The following is a 23,802-nucleotide window of genomic DNA, read 5'->3' as shown; positions in this document are numbered from 1 at the left end:
TTGATCCTGATGCGTGAACACGCCGGATGGCGGCGTAAACGCCTTATCCGGCCTACGTGTAACGTCCTTGCAGGCTGGATAAGCGCAGCGCCATCCGGCAAAAGCCTTTTACCTTAAGTGATTTACTCGAAAAACACCGCAATTTTGTTAAACATGGTGGGATCGGACTGGTTGCGTGCCACTTTGGTGACATCTTCCAGCTTGTCGATCTGCGCCATCATCTGCTCCAGACGCTGATCGTCGTTCACCAGTAGCCAGATACGGCTGTGCTCGCTGCCCTGAATCGGCAGGCACAGAATGCCTTCCACGTTAAACGCACGTCGGGCAAACAGCCCGCAGACGTGGGTCATGACGCCAGGGTGGTTGCGGACGGTGAGTTCCAGAATGACATTATCACATTGTTTCTGCATGGCTTATTCCCCCACCATCTCAGTATTGGCCGCACCCGGCGGCACCATCGGATACACTTTTTGTTCAGGGTCGATACGCACGTGGATCAGCGCCGGGCCCGGACGAGAAATCGCATCCTGCAACGCCGCGTGGGCATCTTCTTCGGCGTTCAGATCGCAGGTGTGCAGGCCAAAACCAGCGGCAATCTGCATGAAGTTGATCATCCCCGGATAGGTCGCCGCAAACACGCCCTGCTTATAGAACAGGCTCTGCTGCTGGTGTACCAGGCCCAGCGCCTCGTTGTTCATCAGAATGATTTTGACGTCTAACTGGTTTTCGGCTGCCGTCGCCATCTCCTGAATGTTCATCATCAGGCTGCCGTCACCGGAGAAGCAGATCACCTTACGGTCCGGGTTGGCGAGCGCCGCGCCAACCGCTGCTGGCAGGCCGAAGCCCATGGTGCCAAGGCCGCCGGAGGTCAGCCACTGGCGCGGGCGGTTAAGCGGATACGCCTGGGCGGTCCACATCTGATGCTGGCCGACGTCGGTGGTGATAATCGCGCTGTCATCCACGCAGGCGGCAACGGCGTTGATAAGGCCATAGTGGCTCAGCGGGTCGCCCTCGGTTGGGATAGTGCCCGGGAACTCGCGTTGCAGATCGGCTACCAGCTGGCGCCAGTCGGCGCGGTCGTTTGCCTCCGTCTGTGGGATCAGCTGTGCCAGCACTTCGGCCACGTCGCCCTGAATCGCCACGTGCGGCTGCTTGATTTTACCCAGCTCGGCGCGGTCGATATCCACATGAATGATTTTGGCGTTCGGGCAGAACTCCTCGGTTTTGCCGATCGCCCGGTCATCAAAACGCGCCCCCATAACAATCAGCAAATCCGCCTCTTGCAGGATGTAGTTGGTGCTGCGCGCGCCGTGCATGCCCAGCATGCCGAGAGAGAGCGGGTGCGCTTTTGGCAGCATGCCGAGCGCCATCAGGGTCATGGTGGTAGGCAGGCTGGCTTTTTCAGCGAACTGACGGATTTCATCCGCGGCGTTGATCGCCCCGCCGCCCAGATAGAGCACCGGGCGTTTCGCCGCGTTAATCATGGCGGCGGCATCGCGCACGCTCTCAGCGTTGAATTCCGGCGCCGGGGCACGCTTGCCCGGCTCGGGCAGGACGTCGATCTCAATTTCTGCGGTCTGGACATCCTTAGGAATGTCTATCCACACCGGACCCGGGCGGCCAGACTGGGCAATGCGAAACGCATCGCTGATCACCTGAGGCAGCTCGCTGATATCGCGAACTAAATAGTTATGTTTGGTGATGGGGATAGAGATACCGTAGGTATCCACTTCCTGGAACGCATCGGTACCGATCATCGAGGACGGCACCTGGCCGGTAATGCAGATCAGCGGAATGGAGTCGAGGCGCGCATCGGCGATGGCGGTCACCAGGTTAGTGGCGCCCGGCCCGCTGCAGGCCATACAGACCGCCGGTTTACCCTGGGTACGCGCCATGCCCTGAGCGATAAAGCCTGCGCCCTGCTCGTGGCGCGCCAGCACGTGGCGGATCTGTGTGCTTTGGCTTAACGCATCATACAGCGGCAGCACGGTCCCACCCGGGATGCCCGCAACGGTGGTGATGCCCTGTCGTTCCAGTAAATGAACAATCAGCTGCGCGCCGGTGAAACGCGTTTTTGTGTATGTTGTGCCCGAACTTGCCATGCTCCAGTCCTTTTCTTCTGGGCCGACTTTCCGGGGAGGCTCTTAAACGAAAAACCCCGCCCGGTTTGCGCCGGCGGGGTTTTGGATTCGTGTGTTGATCCAGTCCCTACGGCGCATTGCCGACGACCACCACCACACGCACGACGACCACTGCGGCAGGTTGCGCAGTTTTTAGTAGGGTCGAGGTGAAGATGGATGAAGTCATTGGGGACCTGTGTTTGGAATCATTGATAGAATTTATACAAACACAGGTTTTCGGATGTGACAATGGAAATATTTTCAACTGCGCAAAAATGCGTCAGGGATCACGTTTCGTTTGTTGGGCGATGACACTCAATAAAGGGTTTTTACTCACTCAATAAATAGCGCAGGTGATACCCCAAATCTGGCCGCCAGCTTTTTAATATGGTTCAGAGTAAGCTGTCTCTGACCATTCAGAACCCGTGAAACCATCGATTTACTACCAATTTCATCCTTAAAATCCGATATCGTCAGATTGTATTGATCCATCAAGGTTCTCAAAACTGCAATTCCGACGGGAACGGACACCATCTCCTTGCGTAATGCGACTATCTCTGGCCGATTAGCTTCGTAATGGCTAATTCTGGCGCAAACAATATCCAGCAAGGGGCTATTGGGCTCGTTCATAAGGAGATACTCAACCAGCTCAAGCGCATCCTTATAATCTTTCTCGCTCGGCTGTTCACCCAGTAAAGGAACGGCCGCAACAAGGGCGTGCGTAGCTTTCATTGCATCAGCGACGATCATCATTTCTTCCCCTTAGTGCGATGTTTCTCCGTAAAACGGTCATATTCCTTATGAGTAAAAACATGGCGCACATAAAACTTTTGGCTTTCAAAGAATATGAGAGCCACTACTCTGAGATTGTTATTTGCAATATCAATAACATAATGCTTATCAAGATACTTGAAGTTATCCAGCGTTGGGAAAAGTTTTCTCAGTGCAGCGGGCGTCGGGCAGTGGCTCTTTTCAATAACTCGTCCTAAAAAGAGAAGCTCTTCTCTGTATTGCGGGAACTGGCTTACCGCATCCAAAATTGCCTTCATTGAGATTAAATGCATCCTGCTTGCCTGCCGCGTCCGTTGCCATTATGGCAACGATAACGCCTATTGCCAATAAGTCAACGGAGGATACTATTTTCACTTCGTCAGAAAACAAAAAACCCCGCCTAAGCGAGGTTTTTATCAGGGTTTTGCGGTTGGTCGCCGCAGAACACACTGTGTTACGTCAACGCAAAAAGTATACGCGATCGAAGACGAACGCGCAATTCCGGCACGGATTTTGACGTTTTTGAGTATGGATCGCCTTCCAAAATTTGTCCATAAAATACTGTTCATGCATACAGTATTTATCTATACTGAGGGTGTTCGCAGTGAGCGAGGGGGCCGCAGTTTACCGGCGCAACGAAGTCCTGGCTGAAACGGGTGGTGCCGTCAGTGCCTTAACCCCTGAAGTGAGCACACTGTGTTACGTCAATCCAGGTGCTGGCCACAGGCGGCGGAAAGGTACGCCAGCATCGTGCTCCTTTTAACCAAAAGGAGACGCGTATGAGCGTCGTGGATATGGTCATACTTGTCCTCAAACTCATTGTTGCTGTATTGCAACTGCTTGATGCTGTCCTGAAATACGTTAAGTGATTCAGGTTCAAGTCGCACCTGAGAGGGGCGGGCAACCGCCCCTCTTTAATAACGAGGGAATGCTATGTCGCGTCTGTTAATTGAGCCTGTTACGCCTGATGAACCGGGCTATATCGCCCTGAAGGCCGAGAGTATCGCGTTAAATTTCAATATGCTGCGCAGGCTGGAAGAGAACTGGCAGCGCGGTGAGAATCGCTTTAACGCGCCGGGTGAAAAGCTGCTGGGGGCGTTTCTTAACGGCAGGCTGGTGGGCGTGTGCGGTCTAAATCGCGATCCATTCAGCCAGCAGCCGCGCGCCGGACGTATTCGTCATCTCTACGTCAGCGAAAAGTGCCGTGGGCTGGGGATTGGAAAACAACTTTTGACCGTGGTGATGGCGGATGCCAGCATCTGGTTTGATTTTCTTAATACCCATGCGCCGGAAACCGCGTACGGATTTTATCATCGGGCGGGCTTCAGGCTTGTGTCAGACGAGCCCCGGGTGACGCACCGCCTTTTTTGCGCAGTGTAAGCGGCTGGCAGCCTCGACGGGGGAATGTTACAGTTGGATGACATTTCACCAACCGATCCGCCATGTCCATCACCGTTTTCTGCATTTTACTGTTCGCCGCACTGCTGCATGCCAGCTGGAACGCCATCGTTAAAGCCGGAACGGACAAGCTCTACTCGGCGATCGGGGTCAGCGGTTCAGCCGCGCTTATTGCGCTGATTTTACTCCCCTTCTCGCCCCAGCCGACTGCCGCATGCTGGCCATATTTGTTCGTCTCCTGTGCGTTACACTGCTCGGCGGCGTCGGGACGATGGGATCTTACGGTCTGGCACTCTGGGCGATGACCCAGGCGCCGCTGGCGGTGGTCGCCGCACTACGTGAAACCTCTATTCTCTTCGGCGCATTCATCGCATTTGTGCTTTTAAAAGAGAAGGTTGTGGGCCTGCGCATCGCGGCGGCGCTGGGTATTGCAGCCGGTGCGGTCCTGCTGCGCCTGGCGTAATTCGCTGGCAACATTAGTTGCCGATCTTGTTTACAAATCCTGCCTTAACGCCTTCTGTCATTCATCACAGCAATGCTTAAATTGTCATCTCTCTGTGGTAGATTCCTCGCGCATTTATGGGAATGCGTAGTCACTTATTCTTTATTTATCTCTTTTGGCAAAAGTATTCAGCGACATGAAAAAGCAACGGAACGTGAACTTATTGTTGATGCTGGTGTTACTGGTGGCCGTCGGGCAGATGGCGCAAACCATCTACATTCCGGCGATTGCCGATATGGCAAAAGATCTGAGCGTCCGCGAAGGTGCGGTACAGAGCGTGATGGCAGCCTACCTGCTGACCTATGGCGTTTCACAGCTGGTTTATGGTCCCCTGTCCGATCGCGTCGGGCGTCGTCCGGTCATTCTGGTGGGCATGAGCATTTTCATGGTGGCGACGGTGATTGCCATTACTACGCACAGCCTGACCATCCTGATTGCCGCCAGCGCCCTCCAGGGCGTGGGCACCGGCGTCGGCGGGGTCATGGCGCGTACCCTGCCGCGTGATATGTACCAGGGCACCCAACTTCGCCACGCCAACAGTCTGTTAAATATGGGCATTCTGGTCAGCCCGCTGCTCGCCCCGCTGATTGGGGGTCTGCTGGACACCGTCTGGTCCTGGCGCGCCTGTTACGCCTTCCTGCTGGTGCTGTGCATTATTGTCACCTTCAGCATGGCGCGCTGGATGCCGGAAACACGTCCGCAGGACGCGCCGCGCACGAAGCTCATCGCCAGCTACAAAACGCTGTTCGGTAATGGGTCGTTTACCTGTTATCTGTTGATGCTAATCGGCGGCCTGGCGGGCATTGCGGTGTTTGAAGCCTGTTCCGGCGTGCTGCTGGGCGCAGGTCTTGGCCTGAGCAGCATGGTGGTGAGCATTTTGTTTATTCTGCCGATCCCGGCGGCGTTCTTCGGCGCATGGTTCGCCGGACGTCCGAACAAACGCTTCTCTACGCTGATGTGGCAGTCAGTGATCAGCTGTCTACTGGCCGGGCTGATGATGTGGATCCCGGGGCTGTTTGACGTGATGTCGGTCTGGACGTTGCTCATCCCGGCGGCGCTGTTCTTCTTCGGCGCGGGCATGCTGTTCCCGCTCGCCACCAGCGGCGCAATGGAGCCGTTCCCGTTCCTCGCGGGCACGGCAGGCGCGCTGGTCGGAGGTTTACAGAATATCGGTTCCGGCGCGCTGGCCTGGCTTTCGGCTATGATGCCGCAGACCGGGCAGGCGAGTTTGGGCCTGCTGATGACCCTGATGGGGCTGCTGATTTTGCTGTGCTGGCTGCCGCTGGCGTCGCGCGTCCCGCATCACGAACAGCCGGTTTAACCGCATGATGGCCCGGCTTCTCGCCGGGCTTTTCACACACGGGCGCAATCATCGCCTGTAATAACGGCTCTGGCGCAGGCCGCCAGGCGCCCTCTTCCCCGTCGTAAAACTGGAAGTCCGCGTTAAGCGCATACGGGATTTTCGCCTTTTGCAGCTCGCAGGCCATAAAGTTGGCGAAGGCCATTTGCGAAGCGGTTGGCGTGAGGTGGTTTGACTCCCCCACGCCCCAGCCCCCGACCCAGCTAACGTGCCCGGTTTTTTGCTGCCAGTGCAGCGCGGCATTGATTCGGTTACGGATAGCCGCTTTCTCAGCCGCGGTTCCGGACGTCCACGGGTATTTGCCGTTCGTTTTCAGCGGACCCCAGGGGAAAATATGCCATTCCGCCAGCAGGTAATTCTGGCTGTGTGCGGGCAGCTTCAGGCTGGATAAATCCTCCGGCGCGGCGCGCAGACGAGGGGCGATAAAAATCATGCGGCTGGCATCAATGACGTGAATGTCTTTGATCGCTTTCTCATACACCCGGTTGAGCGAAGCAACGTTGTGGTTGAGCTTGTCCGCCGGTTCGTAGATCAGGTCAAACCCCAGCAACGGCGAGCTCTGACCAAAATAGTGCGCCACGGCAATCCACCAGTTGATCACCGCTTTTTCGGTATCCGCTTTCGGATCGTTTTTATATTCATCGGCCTGATAGGCGATGATGGGGATGACGCCGTATTGCTCGCAAGCCTCCACCAGCTTACGCAGGTGAATCAGCCGCGCTTCCGTCGGTTCGCCCGCCACCCGAATACGGACATGATGTATGCCTTTCGCCTGGAAATCACGGACCACCAGCGGGTCGAACTCGCGGATACCGCGCTCGGTACGGGCCCAGTCGACATCCATTCCGACGCCCAGCATCTGCGCGTAACGGGCAGCCGTCAGGGGTGGCTCAGCGGCACAGGCCCAGCCGGAAGCGAGCGCTAACACGGTGACAATTAACGGCTTTAACACGACGCCCCTTGCAAATAATCAAATGCTTTACTCTGTATTTAGCATGCTTTTTCACAATTGGTGTAGAGTCAAAACGAACTAAATTCTGAGACAGATTATGAAAACGACTGACCTGACCGGCCTCATTGACCGGTTTCCGCTGCTGGCGGATTTGATTGCCCTGAAAGAGATCACCTGGCTTAATCCGAACACCACGACGCTGGCGGAAGGGTTGCCATATGTCGGGCTGACCAAAGCCGACGTGGACGACGCGCATGCGCGCCTGAAACGCTTCGCGCCGTATCTGGCGAAAGCCTTCCCGGAAACGGCGGCAACGGGCGGGATTATCGAATCCGAACTGGTCGCGATCCCGGCGATGCAAAAGCGGCTGGAGAAAGAGTCCGGCAAGGCCATTCCAGGCACGCTGCTGCTGAAAAAAGACAGCCATCTGCCGATTTCCGGCTCCATTAAAGCGCGCGGCGGTATCTATGAGGTGCTGGCCCATGCGGAAAAACTGGCGCTGGAAGCCGGGTTGCTGAGCGTTGAAGATGACTACAGCATCCTGCTGGAGCCACGCTTTAAAGCCTTCTTCAGCCAGTACAGCATCGCGGTGGGTTCAACCGGCAACCTGGGGATGTCCATTGGCATTATGAGCGCGCGCATCGGCTTTAAGGTCACGGTGCATATGTCCGCCGACGCCCGCGAGTGGAAGAAAGCCAAACTGCGCAGCCACGGCGTGATCGTCGTGGAATATGAGCAGGATTATGGCGTGGCCGTGGAGCAAGGGCGCAAAGCGGCGGAAAGCGATCCAAACTGTTTCTTTATTGACGATGAGAACTCACGCACGCTGTTCCTGGGCTACGCGGTTGCAGGTGAGCGCCTGAAAGCGCAGTTTGCCGCGCAGGGGCGCGCGGTGGATGCTGAACATCCGTTGAATGTCTATCTGCCGTGCGGCGTCGGCGGCGGCCCCGGCGGCGTGGCGTTTGGCCTGAAGCTGGCCTTTGGCGATAACGTCCACTGTTTCTTCGCCGAGCCCACGCACTCCCCGTGCATGCTGCTGGGCGTTTACACCGGGCTGCACGATGAAATCGCCGTGCAGGATCTGGGTATTGATAACGTGACGGCGGCGGACGGTCTGGCGGTAGGTCGCGCGTCCGGCTTCGTGGGCCGCGCGATGGAGCGTCTGCTTGACGGGTTCTATACCCTCTCAGATCAAAGCATGTACGACCTGCTCGGCTGGCTGGCGCAGGAAGAAGGCATTTGTCTGGAGCCGTCGGCGCTGGCGGGGATGGCCGGGCCGGTACGCATAACGGCGAATGCTAACACTACACACCTGGTCTGGGCGACCGGCGGCGGCATGGTGCCGGAAGACGAGATGGCGAAATATTTAGCGAAAGGGAAGTAAATATGCCGGGTGGCGGCTGCGCCTTACCCGGCCTACAGGTGCAAAATTTGTTGAATGTGGGTGACCGCAAACAGCAGTGACAGCGACAGCACGGCCAGGGCGATAAGGAACTTATCCCGCACCGCCTTCGGCTGTACAAAGTCGCTCTGCGCCACGTCCATCAGGTTACGGCTGCGGGTGTAGCGCCATAAAATGATGGCTACCAGCGCCAGCACAACAATGGAGATCCAGAATGGCGCCCCCGTGCGGTGCCAGTTGTGCTTAATGGCAAGCGCGATCAACGCACCATACCCCAGCAGCGTGCGCAGCCAGGCCAGCGAGGTTCGCTCCGGCTGAAGCCCGGGGTCCGCTTCCCGCCGCGCTTTGCGGCTATCCGGCATACAGCACCAGTAACATCACTACGCCCGCAACCATCAGCAAAATCGTACTGATGATGATCAAACCGCGCGTGTAGGGGAGATCCTGCTTCAGACGCATCGCTTTTTCATTTCTCAGCCAGCGCAGATAGCCATAAATCGCCAGCACGCCGGCAATCAGGCACAGCAGCAGGGCCAGCACTTCGCGAATCAACGGAGTGGCAAAATCGGGGGCGAGCTGATCAAGGCCGACGCCTGCGGCCAGAAAGCCCAGGGCGGTGCGGATCCACGCTAAGAACGTGCGTTCGTTAGCCAGTGAGAAGCGGTAGTCCGGCGCTTCACCGAGGCGGGAAATGTTCATGAAGGTTCCTTGTCGTGCATCATGCAGGCTTCAGCATAGCGTAATTCAGCCAGGACAAGGAGACCGGCATCTGGCGATGCCGGTCAGAAAGATTAGTGCAGCTCTGGCCAGTAATCCTTATTAGCTTCAATCAGATCGTCCAGAATCGCCTTCGCCACCGATGCGCTCGGTACGGTTTTCGACAGGGTAATCGCCTGCCAGAGTTTCTGATACGAGCGCTGCTCCCAGGCGTCCACCACCAGTTTTTCCACCGCCACCTGTTGGCTCATGAGCCCTTTCTGGAAGTGAGGAATATCACCCACGGTCAGCGGCTCCGGTCCGTTGTGGCCGACCAGACACGGAATTTCTACCATCGCGTCGGCGTCAAAATTATGGATAGCCCCATTGTTAGGCACAATCAGCAACATGCGTTCCTGGGTATTAAAGGCAATCGCGGTCGCCAGATCGACGATGTACGATGCATGTTCGTCGATTTCCAGTTCACCGGCAGAAGAATGACCGGCTTCGATAATCGCCCGGCATGAACTGAATACATGCTTCTCACGGTGATCCATCACTTCATTGGCGCGGGTACGCTCCGGGTTGGAATGGGCGACCACATAGTCCGGGAACAGGTAATACTTCAGGTAGGTGTTCGGCATGGTGTCCGGATCCAGCGCCTGTACGTCTTTGGCCTTGGCGAAGGTATCGTTCCAGCTCGCTTCAGTATGCACATCTTCCGAAGGCGGAACATAACCGTTTTTCGCCACGTATTCACGCAGCTTCGGCATCAGATCGTTTCCGTTCAGATCTTCAATCGACGTCCACCAGCCGAAGTGGTTCAGACCGTAGTAGCGCACGCGCATCTCTTTGCGGTCTTTCAGGCCGACGATTTGCGCCATACGGCCTTCAATGCCGATCGGCATGTCGCAGATGTTGAGGATTTTCGCGTTCGGACGCAGGCGGCGCGTGGCTTCCGCGACAATCGCCGCCGGGTTGGAGTAGTTCAGCATCCACGCTTTCGGGGAGTACTGCTCCATATAATCTACCAGCTCAAGCACGCCGCCGATGGAGCGCATGCCGTAGGAGATGCCACCCGGCCCGCACGTTTCCTGGCCCAGCACGCCGTGGCGCAGCGGGATTTTTTCATCTTTTTCACGCATCGGGTATTTGCCCACGCGAATATGCGCCATCACGAAATCCACATCGGTAAAGGCTGCTTTCGGATCGGTGGTGTAACTAAATTCAATCTCAGGCGCCTGCTCCCTGAGGATGATTTTGCACGCCTCGGCGATAACCTCCTGACGTGCTCCGTCATTGTCATAGAACTTCAGCGCACGCAGCGGGAAACGGTCACGGTTGGCTAACAGCATCAGGACGATACCAGGCGTGAATGTACTGCCGCCGCCTGCAATAACAACTGAGAATTTTTTCATGATATAGCCTCTGTCAGAGTGGTTTGTTCGTTTGTTAAAGGGGTTTTCATCAGCGATTCCAGCTGGTCGCGCACCTGAGGAACGTGCAGACCGACAATCACCTGAATGCCGTTGCCGCGCCGCACCACACCGTGTGCGCCCAGGGCTTTGAAGACGTCGTCGCTTTGGGTTTTCGTCATATCCACCAGGGCGATACGCAGGCGGGTGGCGCAGTTATTGATACTTTCGATATTTGCTGCGCCGCCGAGCGCCTGTAAGAACCCAGCGGCCTGTCCGACCTGCTGGCTGGCTGCTGCCGGGGCGGTGGTTTGCCCACGCGCCGCCTTATAGTCGGCCTTGCTGTAGAGCTTGATTTCGCTCTCTTCCCGGCCCGGCGTTTTTAGATTCAGACGTTCGATAAGCGTCCTGAAGACCACGAAATAGAGAGCGGTGAAGCAGAGGCCGATGCCAATCTGGGTGAATACCGTCGAGGCGTGGTTATGGAACATCGGGATCCAGTTTTGCGGCAGGAACTGGTCCAGCAGACCGCCCCCCATGTTCCCCACCACCCCGAAGGTATACATCACCGTCGCCATCGTTGCGGCCAGCACGGCGTGGATAGCAAACAGCAACGGCGAGATAAACAGGAAGGTGAACTCCAGCGGTTCGGTAATACCCACCAGCACGGCGGTAAGCGTGGCCGGAACCAGCAGCCCCGCAACCTTGACGCGGTTTTCCGGCGACGCGGTGTACCAGATCGCCAGCGCAATCCCGACCGAGCCAAACACTTTCGAATTGCCGTGCAGGGCGAAGCCGCCTTCAGGGAACAGTGTTTTTAGCGGCACAGTGCTCTGGCTGAATTCCTGCAGGTGCTGCGCCCAGTAGACCTGAATGCCGCCCTCTACCGCCGCCGGGCCGAAAATAAACGGACCGTAGACGAAGTGGTGCAATCCGGTTGGGATCAGAATGCGTTCCAGGAAGGTATAGACCCATACGCCGAGCGCACCGGCAGAGCGCAGGAACGCCTGCAGGGACTCAATGCCCATCTGCACTTTCGGCCAGCCCAGCAGCGTCAGCCAGGCGCAGGGGATCATCACGAAGAACGCGAGGATAACGACAAACGAGGTGCCCTGGAAAATCCCCAGGAAGACTGGCAACGGCTTGTCGAAAAATCGGTTGTGGATAGCGGTGACGAGCCCGGAAATGATAATCGCCCCGATGATGCTGGTATCAAGCGTTTTGATTCCGGCAATCATCGCCAGCCCGCTGCCAGCAGTGGGTTCAGCAGAGAAGTCGACGCCAAAGAAGTGACCCCAGGTCATCCCCATCGCGTTGATAAAGTAGTTCCAGGTCAGAAAGCTAATCAGCACCGCCAGACAGGCGCGGCCCTGCGCCTGCTTTGCCAGGCCAATCGGTAAGCCGACAGCAAAAATCAGCGGCATATTGCGGAACACCGCCCAGCCGCCCTCTTCGATGATGTGAACAATCTGCGCGAACAGATGATCGGGGGCCGTTAAAGCTTCGCCGACAAACAGCGGGTTGCGAAGCATGATGGCGATCCCGACCACGATCCCGGCAAAGGGAAACAGTAAAACCGGGGTGAACATGGCGCCGCCAAAACGTTGTATTTGACTGAGCATTTTTAAATCCTCATGAAACAACCTGTAGGGGTAGAGGCCTTTATGATTTTTTACTGGCCTGAGGTGAGCATAAGAAGTTACTGATGCGGGAACATGGCGTGCCGCTGCGATTCGTGATCGCATTCATGGTTTTAATTTGACCAATCAGGTCTACTTTTGATAGCAAATATGGACAAGTTAAGACGTAATCCACGCCATAACGGGCGAGCAGAGGTCTACAGGTGATCTACAAATCTATTGCCGACAGATTGCGGCTACGGCTCAATTCGTCGGACTACAACATTGGCAGCCCGTTACCCGGCGAAAAAGCGCTGGCAAAGGAGTTTGGCGTAGCCCGGATGACCATCCGCAAGGCATTGGATCTGCTGGTAAGCTGGGGGCTGGTTGAACGTCGACACGGCAGCGGGACGTTCGTGGCGCGCAAAGACGTTCATCATGAAACGACTAACCTGACCGGGCTGGTGGAGGTACTGCGCCAGCAGGGGAAAGAAGTGCAGAGCAAGGTGTTGCAGTTTGAAGTGATGCCCGCGCCGCCCGCCATCGCCAGCCAGCTGCGGATTCAGGTTGATGAGCGGATCTATTTTTCAAGGCGGGTGCGTTACGTGGACGGAAAACCGCTGATGCTGGAGGACAGCTTTATGCCGGTGAAGCTGTTCCGCAATCTTTCCCTGGCGCATCTCGAAGGGTCTAAGTTTGATTACATCGAGAAGGAGTGCGGGATCACCATTAGCGGCAACTACGAGAGCCTGACGCCAGTGCTGGCAGATAAACAGCTGGCCGGTTATATGAATCTGCCGGAACAGACGCCGCTGCTGCGCATCACCTCTCTTTCCTACAGCGACAGCGGCGAGTTCCTCAACTATTCCGTGATGTTCCGGAACACCAGCGATTACCAGGTGGACTACCATCTGCGGCGTATCCACCCGGAAGACTTATTAGCCCATCCCCCAGAACAGCACCGCCAGTAGTTGCGGGGTGATAATGCGCAAAAACATCACCAGCGGATAGACCGTGGCGTAGGACAACGCCGCCGCGCCGCTGGTGGCGTGCAGGTTATTGGCGAACGCCAGCGCGGGCGGATCGGTCATGGAACCGGCCAGCATGCCGCACAGCGTGAGATAGTTCATTTTAGCGAACATACGCGCCAGTAATCCGACCGTTATCAGCGGGATGGCGGTAATGAATATGCCATAGCCTACCCAGCTCATCCCTTCGCCGTTCACCAGAGTATCGACAAAATCGCCGCCGGATTTCAGCCCCACCACCGCCAGAAACAGCACGATGCCCAACTCCCGCAGCGCCAGGTTAGCGCTCGGCGGCATAAACCAGTAGAGCTTACCGATGGAGCCGATACGCCCGAGGATCAGCGCCATAATGAGCGGCCCGCCTGCCAGCCCCAGCTTCAGTGCTACCGGGAAGCCGGGCACGTACAGGGGGATGGAGCCAAGCATGACGCCAAGCCCGACGCCGATAAAGACCGGCAGCATCTGCACCTGCTGGAGTTTTTGCTGGGCGTTGCCCACCATGTTCGCTACGGCATCAATGGATGAAGGACGCCCGACGAGGTTGAGAATATCACCGAATTGCAGGCTGGCATCCTGGCTGGCCACCAGCTCGACACCGGCGCGGTTAAGCCGGGAGATCACCACGTCATAACGCTCTTTAACCTGCAAATCGCGTATTTTCTTGCCCAGAACCTTCTCATTGGTCACTACCACGCGCTCCACGCGCATGTCCGTTCCACGGGTTGAGAGCGAGGTATCCACCTCCTGACCAATCACCAGCCGGGCATTGTTTAAATCCGCCGGTTGCCCTACCAGATGCAGGAGATCGCCGTGTTGAATGAGGGTGTCAGGTGAAGGCACCATCAGCGTGTCGTCACGTTTCAGGCGTGAACAGATAATGGTCGCGCTGTTCAGAATGGGGACATCCTGTATCGCCATATTATTCAGGTTGGGGTTTTCGACGCGAATGTTGATGGTTTTAATAAGCGCATGGCCGTTGGTCAGCGTGCTTTCATGCTCTTTCGCCTCCTGCTCGACGTTAATGCGGAACAGCACGCGCACCAGCCACATGGAGAGCAAAATACCGCAAATGCCAAACGGATAGGCCATGGCGTAGCTCATCCCCATCTGATCGACGACATCAGCAGGGATACCCAGATCGCGCAGAATTTGCTGGCCCGCCCCGAGCGCGGGCGTATTGGTTACGGCGCCGGAGAAGATGCCCAGCACGACGGGCAGCGGAATAGCGAAGAGTTTGTGCAGAATGGCGGTGACCAGCCCACCCATTACGACGATGCCGAAGGCAAAGAGATTAAGGCGTAAACCGGAGACGCGCAGGGAAGCGAAGAAGCCCGGCCCCACCTGAATACCGATGGTATACACAAAGAGGATCAGGCCGAACTCCTGGATGAAATGCAGCATATCGGCGCTGAGCACCCACCCAAGCTGGTCGGCAAAATGGCCGACAAAAATCCCGCCGAAAAGCACTCCGCCAATCCCAAACCCGACGCCGCGGATTTTGATATTCCCCAGCCATAGCCCCACTACCGCGACAAGGGCCAACACGCTGACGGTTAACGCGATATCACTCATGTTCCACATCCTGTGCATAACCTTAGTTATATCAAGGATTCTCTCAGAGCTGGCGGCGGTTGTATGGGCGATGGCGCACAAAAAAGCCCTGCCGGGGCAGGGCCTTGTGCGGTCTGTGAGCGTTGTCGGGTGGCGGCTGCGCCTAACCCGACCTACAGTTTCGGCGGGTTTGTTAACTGTTTAACGCCGGCCTGTCGCTAATGGCGATACGCTGCGGCGCGATAGCTTCCGGCACGTTACGGGTGAGGTCAATATTCAGCAGCCCGTTAGTGAACGTCGCGCCAGAAACTTCCATATGGTCTGCCAGGGTAAAGCTCAGGCTAAACGGCTGAGTGACAAGCCCCTGATGCAACCATTTGGTCTCGGTGTCAGGTTTTTCCGGTGACCCTTTAACGGTCAGGCGCGTACCCTCAAGCTGGATGTCGAGATCTTCCTGACGAAACCCGGCCAGCGCAAGCGTGATGCGGTAGTGGTTATCATCGCTTTTTTCGATGTTGTACGGCGGAAACGTCTGCTGTTCGGTTGCGCTTTGCAGCGCGTTAGCCAGTTTGTCAAAACCGATCCACTGACGCAGCAGGGGGGAAAAATCATAGTTACGCATACTAAATCTCCTTCTGAGAAGCGAGTTCGGCACAGTTTATTTTTGTGCGCAGTTGTACCTGCAAACCCTTACGGATTCGCATATGCTCCCTTTACGGCAAGCAATTTCAGGTGGGCCGCAGCCGCGACCCGCTTAATTAATTGATTTCGATACGACGCGGTTTTTTCTCTTCCGGAATCACACGTTCCAGTTCGATAAACAACAGGCCGTTCACCAGGTTCGCGCCCTTGACGTGGATGTTCTCAGCCAGCTGGAACTTGCGTTCAAAGTTGCGCTCTGCGATGCCCTGGTAGAGGTAGGTTCGTTCTTTCTGCTCGCCCGCATGGGAGCCTTTCACCACCAGCAGATTGTCCTGCGCGGTGATCTCCAGTTCACTCTCTGCGAAACCGGCGACAGCAATCGCAATGCGATAGTGGTTTTCGTCAACCAATTCAACGTTGTAAGGAGGATAGCCGTTGCTCTGGCTCTGGTTGTTTTCTAAGTGGTTGAACAGACGATCAAAACCAATGGCAGAACGGTATAGCGGAGAGAGATCGAAATTACGCATAGATAAAAACTCCTGGAATCAGCGAGAAAATGTAGCCTTCCACCATGGACAGGCTTCTGCTTCCCCGAACACCCATCAGGCGTGTCCGTTATCGGGTTACATTCTTAAAATGGGTCTGGATACGGCCTTTTCAAGCCTGTTGATGTGAGATTTTTTTGCACTTTGCTGGTTGTCGCATAGACTCAGGGGCACAGCACAAAGGGTTAAATTGCGATGGCGACCACAGTGCGGGAGTTTTGAGCTATCCATTTTGGACGCGCCTCGCTATAACCCTGAGTTGCAGGTCAATGCCGTGCTACTAATGATGACTGAGTGATGATGAGAAATGTTCTGATTAAGCTGGCGACGTTCAGCGGGGTTGTTTTACTTTGCGGGTGTTCGAGCGTGATGTCGCACACCGGCGGTAAAGAAGGAACATATCCGGGGACGCGCGCCAGTGCCGCCATGATCTCTGATGATGAGACAAACTGGGGTACCAAATCTCTGGCGATTCTTGATATGCCGTTTACGGCGGTTGCCGATACGCTTCTGCTGCCGTGGGATATGTTCCGCACCGACAGCTCAGTGCGTTCGCGCGTTGAGAAAAGCGAGCAGGAGACGCTGGCGACTAACTCCGTCATCCCACCCGCAGAGATGACCCCGCGCTAATTCTGTGCGGTTTCCGTTAGCCACAGCTGGCGGAAACCGTCCTTCTCTTCCATCCACGCAACAAAACGTCCGTCCGGGGAAAACACCACAGCGTCAGCAGACGGCGGGTTGCCATGATCGGACGTCAAAAACGTCACCTCTCCGGTCTGCGCATCGCAGCAGGCAATGCGGCCTGCAAGCACAAATCCCAGCCCGTTGCCGGAAGGATGCCAGTTAAAGGCCGACTGAATATCACGCTCAGCGTGGGTCAGCTGACGCGGCTCGCCGCCCTCAGGGGAGATAAGCCACAGCTGCACAACGCCGTTATCGTCCCGCATTAAAAACGCAATCTGCGTCCCCTGCGGATTGCTGCGCACCCAGTGGCGCGGCACATTCACCAGCCCCGGATACGCCTTCTGGTGGGTGAAGGTTAAGCGACGTTGCGTTACGCCCGCAGGCGGCGCGGGCATTGTATCCGGCGTCCCCTGCAACGGCGCATCGCCCGCCCGTTTCCAGCCCTGCTCGTCCTTGGGAAGGTCCACAATAAACAGTTCGGGCACTTTCTCGCCTTTCGCAGACACCGTATCGCCGATAAACGCCAGCCTGTCGTTGTCCACCCAGCCCTCTTCATAGGCGCGGTTGATCTCATCGCTGCCCGGTTGCGGGTTCGGCGTTGTCCGGCTTACCAGCACGCTCCAGAAGGTGCCAGCATATTCCCGCGGATGGTTCCCCTGTGGATTTACCGGACCAAAAGGCGCCGCCACCCCGACGTTACGCAAATCCAGCTGCGGATCGCGCGCGTGCAGTACATGGTCGTTGTAGGTAAAGCTGACGAACTGCCCGTTCGGGCTAAAAACGTGAACGTGGCTGCCGCCACGCAGCGCCCCCGCCGTGTAAGGCGCGGTGATATCCATCGCATCAAGATTGCTCACCTGGCCGTTGTGCGCAATCACTCCCTGACGATGGTGAAAATCATACTGCCAGTCTGCATCCGGGTTTTTCGGGCCGTGGATAAAAACATATTTCTCCCCGGCAGGATGAACGGTCACCACGCCGACATGCGCGCCGTCAGTCGCACGGTAGATCACCTCAACCTCGCCCGTACCGACGTTGACCCGCTCAATGGTTTTACCGGTAAACGACGCGCCGGACGGGCGGACATCATAGACAAGCCACTGGCTGTCTGGCGTCCAGATGTTGATGTTGGTGAGCTGGTGGTTGCGGGAAGCGAAGGTGATTTGTTTCATGAAAATACCCTGATGCGCGGTTATCGCATCAGGGTAAAACATCCGAAGGGATTAGCCTACTCGTTTCACGTCACCTACCAGCAGGATGTAGGAGAGCGCGCCGATCAGCGCCACGGCAGAGATATACACCAGAGCCGGACCAAAGCCGTAGTCCTGCGCCAGGTAACCGATGACCAGCGGCACGGTGATCCCGCCCAGGCCGCCAACGAAGTTAAACACGCCACCGGTCAGGCCAATCAGCCGCATCGGTGCCAGGGACGACACCAGCGACCAGGTGATGGAGGCAAAACCGTTCCCGAAGAACGCTACCGCCATCAGGGTCATGATCCACACTGGATCGTTGGTGTAGTTCGCTCCCATGATGCAGGTAGAGATCAGCAGTCCGCAGATAATCGGCGTTTTACGCGCAACGCCCAGTGAGAAGCCTTTTTTCACCAGCTTATCCGCCAGCCAGCCCGAGAGCAGGACGCCGAAAAACGCCGCAAGGAAGGGTACGGTGGTCATAAAGCCCGCCTTCAGCGCGGTTATCCCTTTTTCCTGGGTCAGATAGTTCGGGAACCAGGTGAGGAAGAACCACAGCGTGGAGGTCACCGCGAACTGGCCCAGATATACGCCCACCAGCTTACGGTGGAAGACCAGCTTCCAGTCCGCTCTGGTCAGCGGCTGGCGCGCCTCTTTTTTCACTGGCGCATCGCCATCCACCAGACCGCCGCCGTCGCGGATGTAGTCCAGTTCGGCTTTGGTGATGCTTTTGGTCAGACGCGGCGGCTGATAGACCTTAAACCAGATTAACGACCAGATAATGCCGATCCCGCCGGTGACGATGAACACCCAGTGCCAGCTCAGCAGCTCCTGGATCCAGATTAACAGCGGCGTCAGAAACGCCAGACCAACAAACTGCCCGGAGGTGTAAAAACCAACAGCGGAAGCGCGTTCGTGTTCAGGGAACCAGCTGGTCACCATGCGGTTGTTGGTCGGGAACGCGGGCGCTTCAAACACCCCGGTGATGGCGCGCAGGCCTATCAGCGATATCAGCCCGGTGGCGAAGCCCTGGAACAGGGTCGCCACGGACCAGCCCAAAATAGCGATAAAGTAGGTCAGACGTGACCCCACGCGGTCAAGGAACCAGCCGCCGGGGATCTGGCAGAGCGTATACAGCCAGGCAAACGCCGAGAAGACGTAGCCCATTTCCGCTTTGGTGATGCCAAACTCTTCCTGAATATGGGCCGAGGCCACGGCGAGGTTGGCGCGGTCTACATAGCAAATGACCACGGTAATAAAGATCATGATCAGCGTCAGGTAACGACGACGCCCGGTTTTTGTAGCAGTAACTGGAATATCCATCGCAATCTGTCTCCAGATTTTGGGCATAGCGAAGCCGCTCACCATGCCCTGTAATTTACAGAGGGTGTATTTGGTTTTTTTAATTAAAAACGTAAACGGAATGCGCTAAATAATTCGTGCTGGGGGAAGGCGGCAAGTTTTCGCATCCCCGGGAGCATACAAAAGTATGTGACCGGGGTAAGAAAACGCAGCCAACGCATCACCAGCGCGAAGTATGACGCGCATTTACCACTCGGCTACGGAACCGTCTTCATGACGCCACAGTGGGTTACGCCAGTCCGGCGCACTTTTACTCAGCTCAATGACTTTGGCTTCGTCGATCTCCACGCCAAGGCCCGGCTTCGTTAAAGGTTTAAAGAAACCGCCTTCCATGCTGAAATCTTCCTTGTTTTTCACAAAGTCGAGCAGCTCCGCGCCCTTGTTATAGTGAATGCCCATGCTTTGTTCCTGGAACACTGCATTACGGGAGACGAAGTCCACATGCAGACAGGCTGCCAGCGCAATCGGCCCAAGCGGACAGTGCGGTGCCAGCGCCACATCGTAGGCTTCTGCCATGCCGGCAATTTTGTAGCATTCGGTGATGCCACCCGCGTGGGAGAGGTCCGGTTGCAGGATCGCAATGCCGCCCGCTTCTAGCACGCGCTTAAACTCGAAGCGCGAGAACATACGCTCCCCCGCCGCGATGGGAATGTGCGTCTGTTCAGCCAGTTTTGGATAGTATTCCGCCTGCTCGGCCAGAACAGGCTCTTCAATAAACAGCGGGCGATACGGCTCCAGCTCTTTAATCAGCACTTTGGCCATTGGCGCGCTGACGCGGCCGTGGAAATCCAGGCCAAACTCAATCTCGTTGCCGAAAGCCTCGCGGATTTGCGCCACGGTGTTCACCGCCCGGTCTACCGCGCGCGAGTTGTCGATAACGCCCATCTCTTCGCAGCCGTTGAGTTTGAAGGTGTCAAAACCGATGTTGCGCAGCTGCCGGATACCGTCGATCACTTCCGCAGGGCGGTCACCGCCCACCCAGCTGTAGGCTTTGATTTTGTCTCGCACCAGGCCGCCCATTAATTGCCAGACCGGGGCATTCAGCACTTTGCCTTTGATATCCCACAGCGCCTGATCGATACCGGCGATGGCGCTCATCAGGATCGGACCGCCACGGTAAAATCCCGCCCGGTACATGACCTGCCACAGGTCGTTGATGCGCGCCGGATCCTGGCCAATCAGGTATTCACCCAGCTCGTGAACCGCGGCTTCAACCGTACGCGCACGGCCTTCAATCACCGGCTCGCCCCAGCCAACCACGCCTTCGTCGGTTTCGATTTTCAGGAACATCCAACGCGGGGGTAAACGGTACGTGGTAAGTTTGGTTATTTTCATTGCACTGCCTCTCGATACGCTTTCACAAATGCTGCCGCCTGCTGTGCGGTACGCTCAACGGGCTGTCCGGCACGATAGAGATCGCTGCCCAGCCCCGCGCCCGCACAACCCGCTTTTATCCACTGCACCAGGTTTTCCGGCGTGACGCCGCCCACGGCAAAGACCGGCACGCTGGCGGGTAAGACCGCTTTCAGCGCTTTGATGTAATCCGGGCCAAAGGCCGACGACGGGAAAATTTTGAGAGACTGTGCGCCCGCATCGAGGGCGGCAAAGGCTTCTGTGGCCGTGGCGCAACCCGGGCATACGGTCATGCCGTAATCCACCGCCCGGCGGATCACCTCGGGGTTGATATTCGGTGTGACGATAAGCTTGCAGCCCATCTTCGCCAGTTCATCCACCTGCTCCGGCTGTAATACGGTACCAGCACCAATCAGCGCCTTATCACCGAACGCCTTAACAACTGCCGGAATGCTTTTTTCCCATTCCGGGGAGTTGAGCGGGATTTCCACCGCGTCGAACCCGGCGTCGATCACCGCGCCAACGTGCGCTAAGGCCTCACCGGGCGTGATACCGCGCAAAATCGCGATCAGGGGAAGTTCAGTTTGCCACTGCATGAGCGATGCTCCTTATGCCTGCCTGAAATGCCGTGTCGCCTTCCACCGCAGCAACATCCCGTCCGATAGCGTGGAACGCCTGGCGGTAACGAGACGTCAGCGATGAACCCGCGACGAGCGTGATGGCCTGCTGCCCGGCGAACGCGTCGCTCAGAGTGGCGACTTCTGCGCCAATCAGCAGGCCGGACAGAAATTCGCTGACCTGCTCGCGCGGAAGATTTCCCAGCACGTGCGAGGCGCGAACCTCAAAAAGTTGCGGCAAAACGGCAGGGGATGCGATCCCGCGCTCAAGCCCGGCAGCAAACGCTTCCGGCGAAGGGGTTTGCTCCGGCAAACCGGCCCCCACCAGCGAATGCTTAAGCAGCAAGTGGTGCAGTTCGCCGGTCATCACCGTGCGGAAATCATGAATTTGCTCAGCATCCGCCTGGACCCATTTGCAGTGCGTCCCGGGCATGACGTAGACAGAAGAAGGAGAAAGGGTGCGCGCCCCGAGCAGCTGCGTCTCTTCGCCGCGCATCACGTTATGGTTATCGTCGCGAGAGACGCATAAACCGGGAATAATCCAGACATTGTCGCCAACGGACGTTAACTGCTCGCCAACGGCGGTGAAATGCACCGGAACCGACAGGTAAGGCGCAACCTTCCAGCCCACGTTACTGCCGACCATTCCGGCCATCACCACTGGCGTAGTACCGTCGCGCCAGTTTTGTGTCACCTCTGCTAACACCGCTTCGGGGGATTTACCGTTCAGGCGCGTCACACCTGCTTCTGATTGCCTGCTTTCCAGACACTGCTCCCCCTGGTAGAGCCAGGCGCGCAGATTGGTCGATCCCCAGTCAATTGCGATGTAGCGTGATGTCATGTGATTTCCTTCAACCTTCGTGTCGAGCTGGCGATCATGGTCAGTGCCGCCTGCTCTGCCGCATCGCCGTCCTGATGCCGTATCGCATCGAACAGCGCTTTATGTTCCTGAAGCGTTTTCGGCATGTTGGCCTCATCGCCCATCCAGGTACGTTCAAATACTGCTCGCTGTAGCGAGCTGATCGCCACGCTAAGCTGCTGTAACACCGGGTTATGCACCGACTGCAGTACCGCCTCGTGGTAGCGAATGTCCGCCTCGTTGAACGCCTCCCGATTCTGGTTATTGGCGATCATGTCGTTTAACGCCGACTCAATCTGTGCCAGGTCACCTGACGTTGCGCGCTCTGCCGCCCAGCGGGCGATGGCCGGTTCCACCAGATTTCGGACTTCGCTCATCGCGCCGATAAGCCGTGGGTCGTAGTCGTTTTCCAGTACCCATTGCAGAACATCGGTATCGAGGTAGTTCCACTGGTTACGCGGCGCAACAAACGCGCCGCGATAGCGCTTCATTTCAATCAGCCGCTTCGCCATCAGCGAGCGGAACACTTCCCGGATGATGTTGCGCGAGGTTTCAAACTCCTCGCACAGTTCCGCCTCTGCTGGCAGCGGCGAACCGGGAACGTATTTGCCACCCACAATCTGAGTGCCCAGCGTGATGACAATGCGATCGGTTTTATTGAGTGTCATGGAGAGTCCTTGTGCTCTGTAAGTCCATCACTACTTTACCGCGACCGCTGAATTTCGCCTCACTTTTGCAGTACAAACGTGAGTCCTTTCGCCTTTGCCGTGGTGACAATGTAGTACAATCAGTTAATGTTGTACTACAATCCAGATCACAAAAAGAACAATTCGATAAATTCAGCGCAAAAAAAGCCCCGGTTGATAACCGAGGCTGATGATTACAGACAGCTGTTAGGACAGGACAAATTTCTCAATCGCATAAGCCACGCCGTCTTCCAGGTTAGATTTGGTGACGAAGTTCGCCACTTCTTTCACCGACGGGATGGCGTTATCCATCGCCACGCCCATGCCTGCATATTCGATCATCGCAATATCGTTTTCCTGGTCGCCCAGCGCCATAATCTCCTCAGGCTTGATGCCCAGCGCATCGGCAAGCGATTTGACACCCGTGCCTTTATTGACGCGTTTATCGAGGATTTCGAGGAAGTACGGCGCACTTTTCAGCACGGTGTATTTCTCTTTTACCTCAGCCGGAATGAGTGAGATGGCTTTGTCGAGAACCGCAGGTTCATCAATCATCATCACTTTCAGGAACTGGGTTGCCGGGTCCATGTTTTCCGCTTCGCAGAACACCAGTGGAATGGTTGCAACGTAGGACTCGTGCACCGTGTAATAGCTGATATCGCGGTTGGCGGTGTAAAGCGTATTGCGATCGAGCGCGTGGAAGTGAGAGCCCACTTCGCGGGAGAGCTTTTCCAGGAAACGGTAGTCATCATAGCTCAGTGCAGTTTGCGCCACCGTGCTGCCATCGGCTGCCTTTTGCACCAGTGCGCCGTTATAGGTGATGCAGTAATCGCCAGGCTGATTCATGTGCAGCTCTTTCAGGTAGCTGTGCACCCCGGCATACGGGCGTCCGGTGGTGAGCACCACGTTCACGCCTTTTTCACGTGCGGCGGCGATCGCATTTTTAACGGCAGGAGAGATAGTGTGGTCTGGCAGCAGCAGCGTGCCGTCCATATCGATTGCAATGAGTTTGATAGCCATGAGGTCCCCGGGATAAATGAGTGCTAT

The 23,802-nt window shown here is 56.6% G+C and carries 25 protein-coding genes, 2 pseudogenes and 1 other annotated feature; of the genes and pseudogenes, 7 read left to right on the top strand and 20 right to left on the bottom strand.

The window, feature by feature from the left end:
- Positions 1–122: 122 nt before the first annotated feature.
- The 5 genes from ilvN to IM282_RS14700 form a co-directional block, all read right to left on the bottom strand.
- Positions 123–410, bottom strand: a complete 288-nt coding sequence (ilvN, locus tag IM282_RS14720; protein WP_015570113.1) for an acetolactate synthase small subunit — start codon at positions 408–410, stop codon at positions 123–125.
- Between the two features lie 3 nt (positions 411–413).
- Positions 414–2,102, bottom strand: coding sequence for an acetolactate synthase large subunit (ilvB, locus tag IM282_RS14715; RefSeq protein WP_154849737.1), 1,689 nt, complete (start codon positions 2,100–2,102; stop codon positions 414–416).
- A 106-nt stretch (positions 2,103–2,208) separates the two neighbouring features.
- Positions 2,209–2,307, bottom strand: coding sequence for an ilvB operon leader peptide IvbL (ivbL, locus tag IM282_RS14710; RefSeq protein ID WP_057979964.1), 99 nt, complete (start codon positions 2,305–2,307; stop codon positions 2,209–2,211).
- A 146-nt stretch (positions 2,308–2,453) separates the two neighbouring features.
- A complete protein-coding gene (locus tag IM282_RS14705) occupies positions 2,454–2,870 on the bottom strand; it encodes a type II toxin-antitoxin system HigA family antitoxin (RefSeq protein ID WP_275062041.1) in 417 nt (138 codons plus the stop codon).
- The gene (locus IM282_RS14700) at positions 2,870–3,184 is read right to left on the bottom strand and encodes a type II toxin-antitoxin system HigB family toxin (RefSeq protein ID WP_022646552.1); all 315 of its coding nucleotides are present in this window, start codon (positions 3,182–3,184) and stop codon (positions 2,870–2,872) included. Before IM282_RS14700 ends, IM282_RS14705 begins: the two co-directional genes overlap by 1 nt.
- Before the next feature lie 486 nt (positions 3,185–3,670).
- On the opposite strand from IM282_RS14700, the gene tisB reads away from it, so the two are divergent.
- The 4 genes and pseudogenes from tisB (at position 3,671) to emrD (ending at position 6,112) form a co-directional block, all read left to right on the top strand.
- A complete protein-coding gene (tisB, locus tag IM282_RS14695; RefSeq protein WP_022646551.1) occupies positions 3,671–3,760 on the top strand; it encodes a type I toxin-antitoxin system toxin TisB in 90 nt (29 codons plus the stop codon).
- 64 nt (positions 3,761–3,824) lie between these two features.
- A complete protein-coding gene (locus IM282_RS14690) occupies positions 3,825–4,271 on the top strand; it encodes a GNAT family N-acetyltransferase (RefSeq protein WP_023298965.1) in 447 nt (148 codons plus the stop codon).
- Between the two features lie 62 nt (positions 4,272–4,333).
- Positions 4,334–4,752 (top strand): annotated as a pseudogene (locus tag IM282_RS14685) (EamA family transporter).
- Between the two features lie 175 nt (positions 4,753–4,927).
- Positions 4,928–6,112 (top strand): multidrug efflux MFS transporter EmrD, encoded by a 1,185-nt coding sequence (emrD, locus tag IM282_RS14680; RefSeq protein WP_023298963.1) that lies wholly within the window; start codon positions 4,928–4,930, stop codon positions 6,110–6,112.
- On the opposite strand, the pseudogene IM282_RS14675 reads toward emrD, so the two are convergent.
- A pseudogene (locus IM282_RS14675) lies at positions 6,018–7,103 on the bottom strand (cellulase family glycosylhydrolase); the annotation flags it as partial. The gene emrD and the pseudogene IM282_RS14675 sit on opposite strands and share 95 nt — an antisense overlap.
- A gap of 97 nt (positions 7,104–7,200) precedes the next feature.
- Between IM282_RS14675 and dsdA the strand changes: the two are divergent.
- A complete protein-coding gene (gene dsdA, locus IM282_RS14670; RefSeq protein WP_126490083.1) occupies positions 7,201–8,487 on the top strand; it encodes a D-serine ammonia-lyase in 1,287 nt (428 codons plus the stop codon).
- A 32-nt stretch (positions 8,488–8,519) separates the two neighbouring features.
- Here dsdA and IM282_RS14665 read toward each other — a convergent pair whose 3' ends face one another.
- The 4 genes from IM282_RS14665 to IM282_RS14650 all read right to left on the bottom strand — a co-directional run bounded on the left by IM282_RS14665 (position 8,520) and on the right by IM282_RS14650 (position 12,238).
- Positions 8,520–8,867 (bottom strand): DUF202 domain-containing protein, encoded by a 348-nt coding sequence (locus tag IM282_RS14665; protein ID WP_022646545.1) that lies wholly within the window; start codon positions 8,865–8,867, stop codon positions 8,520–8,522.
- Entirely contained in the window at positions 8,857–9,204 is a 348-nt protein-coding gene (locus IM282_RS14660) for a YidH family protein (RefSeq protein WP_022646544.1), read from the bottom strand. The genes IM282_RS14665 and IM282_RS14660 overlap by 11 nt, the downstream gene beginning before the upstream one ends.
- Positions 9,205–9,296: 92 nt before the next feature.
- Positions 9,297–10,619: a 6-phospho-alpha-glucosidase gene (locus tag IM282_RS14655; RefSeq protein WP_058646762.1), complete on the bottom strand. Its 1,323-nt coding sequence runs from the start codon at positions 10,617–10,619 to the stop codon at positions 9,297–9,299.
- The gene (locus tag IM282_RS14650) at positions 10,616–12,238 is read right to left on the bottom strand and encodes an alpha-glucoside-specific PTS transporter subunit IIBC (RefSeq protein ID WP_022646542.1); all 1,623 of its coding nucleotides are present in this window, start codon (positions 12,236–12,238) and stop codon (positions 10,616–10,618) included. Before IM282_RS14650 ends, IM282_RS14655 begins: the two co-directional genes overlap by 4 nt.
- Positions 12,239–12,459: 221 nt before the next feature.
- Between IM282_RS14650 and IM282_RS14645 the strand changes: the two genes are divergently transcribed.
- Positions 12,460–13,206 carry a GntR family transcriptional regulator gene (locus IM282_RS14645; RefSeq protein ID WP_022646541.1) on the top strand — a complete coding sequence of 249 codons (747 nt, stop codon included), beginning with the start codon at positions 12,460–12,462 and terminating at the stop codon, positions 13,204–13,206.
- Here the strand turns inward: IM282_RS14645 and IM282_RS14640 are convergent.
- The 3 genes from IM282_RS14640 to ibpA all read right to left on the bottom strand — a co-directional run bounded on the left by IM282_RS14640 (position 13,174) and on the right by ibpA (position 15,983).
- Positions 13,174–14,835, bottom strand: a complete 1,662-nt coding sequence (locus IM282_RS14640; RefSeq protein ID WP_022646540.1) for a putative transporter — start codon at positions 14,833–14,835, stop codon at positions 13,174–13,176. The genes IM282_RS14645 and IM282_RS14640 overlap by 33 nt on opposite strands.
- Positions 14,836–15,007: 172 nt before the next feature.
- The gene (ibpB, locus tag IM282_RS14635) at positions 15,008–15,436 is read right to left on the bottom strand and encodes a small heat shock chaperone IbpB (RefSeq protein ID WP_022646539.1); all 429 of its coding nucleotides are present in this window, start codon (positions 15,434–15,436) and stop codon (positions 15,008–15,010) included.
- A gap of 136 nt (positions 15,437–15,572) precedes the next feature.
- Positions 15,573–15,983 carry a small heat shock chaperone IbpA gene (gene ibpA / locus IM282_RS14630; protein WP_003861094.1) on the bottom strand — a complete coding sequence of 137 codons (411 nt, stop codon included), beginning with the start codon at positions 15,981–15,983 and terminating at the stop codon, positions 15,573–15,575.
- Positions 15,977–16,051 (bottom strand) — a sequence feature (ROSE (Repression Of Heat Shock gene Expression) occurs in the 5'-region of heat shock genes and acts as an RNA thermometer to modulate expression.). Its footprint overlaps the gene before it by 7 nt.
- 247 nt (positions 16,052–16,298) lie before the next feature.
- On the opposite strand from ibpA, the gene IM282_RS14625 reads away from it, so the two are divergent.
- Positions 16,299–16,631, top strand: a complete 333-nt coding sequence (locus IM282_RS14625) for a YceK/YidQ family lipoprotein (protein WP_032622035.1) — start codon at positions 16,299–16,301, stop codon at positions 16,629–16,631.
- Here the strand turns inward: IM282_RS14625 and IM282_RS14620 are convergent.
- The 7 genes from IM282_RS14620 to yidA form a co-directional block, all read right to left on the bottom strand.
- Positions 16,628–17,857 (bottom strand): DUF3748 domain-containing protein, encoded by a 1,230-nt coding sequence (locus tag IM282_RS14620; protein ID WP_226839880.1) that lies wholly within the window; start codon positions 17,855–17,857, stop codon positions 16,628–16,630. The genes IM282_RS14625 and IM282_RS14620 overlap by 4 nt on opposite strands.
- 51 nt (positions 17,858–17,908) lie before the next feature.
- Positions 17,909–19,246, bottom strand: coding sequence for an MFS transporter (locus IM282_RS14615; protein ID WP_192970516.1), 1,338 nt, complete (start codon positions 19,244–19,246; stop codon positions 17,909–17,911).
- A gap of 180 nt (positions 19,247–19,426) precedes the next feature.
- Positions 19,427–20,575, bottom strand: coding sequence for a galactonate dehydratase (gene dgoD / locus IM282_RS14610; protein ID WP_003861103.1), 1,149 nt, complete (start codon positions 20,573–20,575; stop codon positions 19,427–19,429).
- A complete protein-coding gene (locus IM282_RS14605; RefSeq protein ID WP_038414979.1) occupies positions 20,572–21,189 on the bottom strand; it encodes a 2-dehydro-3-deoxy-6-phosphogalactonate aldolase in 618 nt (205 codons plus the stop codon). The genes dgoD and IM282_RS14605 overlap by 4 nt, the downstream gene beginning before the upstream one ends.
- Entirely contained in the window at positions 21,173–22,051 is an 879-nt protein-coding gene (locus IM282_RS14600) for a 2-dehydro-3-deoxygalactonokinase (RefSeq protein ID WP_022646534.1), read from the bottom strand. The genes IM282_RS14605 and IM282_RS14600 overlap by 17 nt, the downstream gene beginning before the upstream one ends.
- Entirely contained in the window at positions 22,048–22,737 is a 690-nt protein-coding gene (gene dgoR, locus IM282_RS14595) for a D-galactonate utilization transcriptional regulator DgoR (protein WP_003861109.1), read from the bottom strand. Before dgoR ends, IM282_RS14600 begins: the two co-directional genes overlap by 4 nt.
- A gap of 225 nt (positions 22,738–22,962) precedes the next feature.
- On the bottom strand, positions 22,963–23,775 hold the full coding sequence (gene yidA / locus IM282_RS14590; RefSeq protein WP_192970515.1) for a sugar-phosphatase: 813 nt from the start codon (positions 23,773–23,775) through the stop codon (positions 22,963–22,965).
- Positions 23,776–23,802: the final 27 nt, after the last annotated feature.

It is taken from the genome of Enterobacter cloacae complex sp. P29RS, assembly GCF_014893445.1.
GTDB lineage: Bacteria > Pseudomonadota > Gammaproteobacteria > Enterobacterales > Enterobacteriaceae > Enterobacter > Enterobacter intestinihominis.
This window is presented reverse-complemented; position numbering and strand designations above follow the sequence as displayed.

Excerpts from the sequence above, each read along its gene's own strand:
- IM282_RS14690 (WP_023298965.1), top strand. The coding sequence starts at position 3,825 with ATGTCGCGTCTGTTAATTGAGCCTGTTACGCCTGATGAACCGGGCTAT.
- IM282_RS14600 (WP_022646534.1), bottom strand. The coding sequence starts at position 22,051 with ATGACATCACGCTACATCGCAATTGACTGGGGATCGACCAATCTGCGC.
- IM282_RS14640 (WP_022646540.1), bottom strand. The coding sequence starts at position 14,835 with ATGAGTGATATCGCGTTAACCGTCAGCGTGTTGGCCCTTGTCGCGGTA.
- dgoD (WP_003861103.1), bottom strand. The coding sequence starts at position 20,575 with ATGAAAATAACCAAACTTACCACGTACCGTTTACCCCCGCGTTGGATG.
- IM282_RS14650 (WP_022646542.1), bottom strand. The coding sequence starts at position 12,238 with ATGCTCAGTCAAATACAACGTTTTGGCGGCGCCATGTTCACCCCGGTT.
- dsdA (WP_126490083.1), top strand. The coding sequence starts at position 7,201 with ATGAAAACGACTGACCTGACCGGCCTCATTGACCGGTTTCCGCTGCTG.
- IM282_RS14620 (WP_226839880.1), bottom strand. The coding sequence starts at position 17,857 with ATGAAACAAATCACCTTCGCTTCCCGCAACCACCAGCTCACCAACATC.
- dgoR (WP_003861109.1), bottom strand. The coding sequence starts at position 22,737 with ATGACACTCAATAAAACCGATCGCATTGTCATCACGCTGGGCACTCAG.
- emrD (WP_023298963.1), top strand. The coding sequence starts at position 4,928 with ATGAAAAAGCAACGGAACGTGAACTTATTGTTGATGCTGGTGTTACTG.
- IM282_RS14665 (WP_022646545.1), bottom strand. The coding sequence starts at position 8,867 with ATGCCGGATAGCCGCAAAGCGCGGCGGGAAGCGGACCCCGGGCTTCAG.
- IM282_RS14660 (WP_022646544.1), bottom strand. The coding sequence starts at position 9,204 with ATGAACATTTCCCGCCTCGGTGAAGCGCCGGACTACCGCTTCTCACTG.
- tisB (WP_022646551.1), top strand. The coding sequence starts at position 3,671 with ATGAGCGTCGTGGATATGGTCATACTTGTCCTCAAACTCATTGTTGCT.
- yidA (WP_192970515.1), bottom strand. The coding sequence starts at position 23,775 with ATGGCTATCAAACTCATTGCAATCGATATGGACGGCACGCTGCTGCTG.
- IM282_RS14615 (WP_192970516.1), bottom strand. The coding sequence starts at position 19,246 with ATGGTGAGCGGCTTCGCTATGCCCAAAATCTGGAGACAGATTGCGATG.
- IM282_RS14605 (WP_038414979.1), bottom strand. The coding sequence starts at position 21,189 with ATGCAGTGGCAAACTGAACTTCCCCTGATCGCGATTTTGCGCGGTATC.
- IM282_RS14705 (WP_275062041.1), bottom strand. The coding sequence starts at position 2,870 with ATGATCGTCGCTGATGCAATGAAAGCTACGCACGCCCTTGTTGCGGCC.
- ivbL (WP_057979964.1), bottom strand. The coding sequence starts at position 2,307 with ATGACTTCATCCATCTTCACCTCGACCCTACTAAAAACTGCGCAACCT.
- ibpB (WP_022646539.1), bottom strand. The coding sequence starts at position 15,436 with ATGCGTAACTATGATTTTTCCCCCCTGCTGCGTCAGTGGATCGGTTTT.
- ilvB (WP_154849737.1), bottom strand. The coding sequence starts at position 2,102 with ATGGCAAGTTCGGGCACAACATACACAAAAACGCGTTTCACCGGCGCG.
- ibpA (WP_003861094.1), bottom strand. The coding sequence starts at position 15,983 with ATGCGTAATTTCGATCTCTCTCCGCTATACCGTTCTGCCATTGGTTTT.
- ilvN (WP_015570113.1), bottom strand. The coding sequence starts at position 410 with ATGCAGAAACAATGTGATAATGTCATTCTGGAACTCACCGTCCGCAAC.
- IM282_RS14655 (WP_058646762.1), bottom strand. The coding sequence starts at position 10,619 with ATGAAAAAATTCTCAGTTGTTATTGCAGGCGGCGGCAGTACATTCACG.
- IM282_RS14625 (WP_032622035.1), top strand. The coding sequence starts at position 16,299 with ATGATGAGAAATGTTCTGATTAAGCTGGCGACGTTCAGCGGGGTTGTT.
- IM282_RS14700 (WP_022646552.1), bottom strand. The coding sequence starts at position 3,184 with ATGCATTTAATCTCAATGAAGGCAATTTTGGATGCGGTAAGCCAGTTC.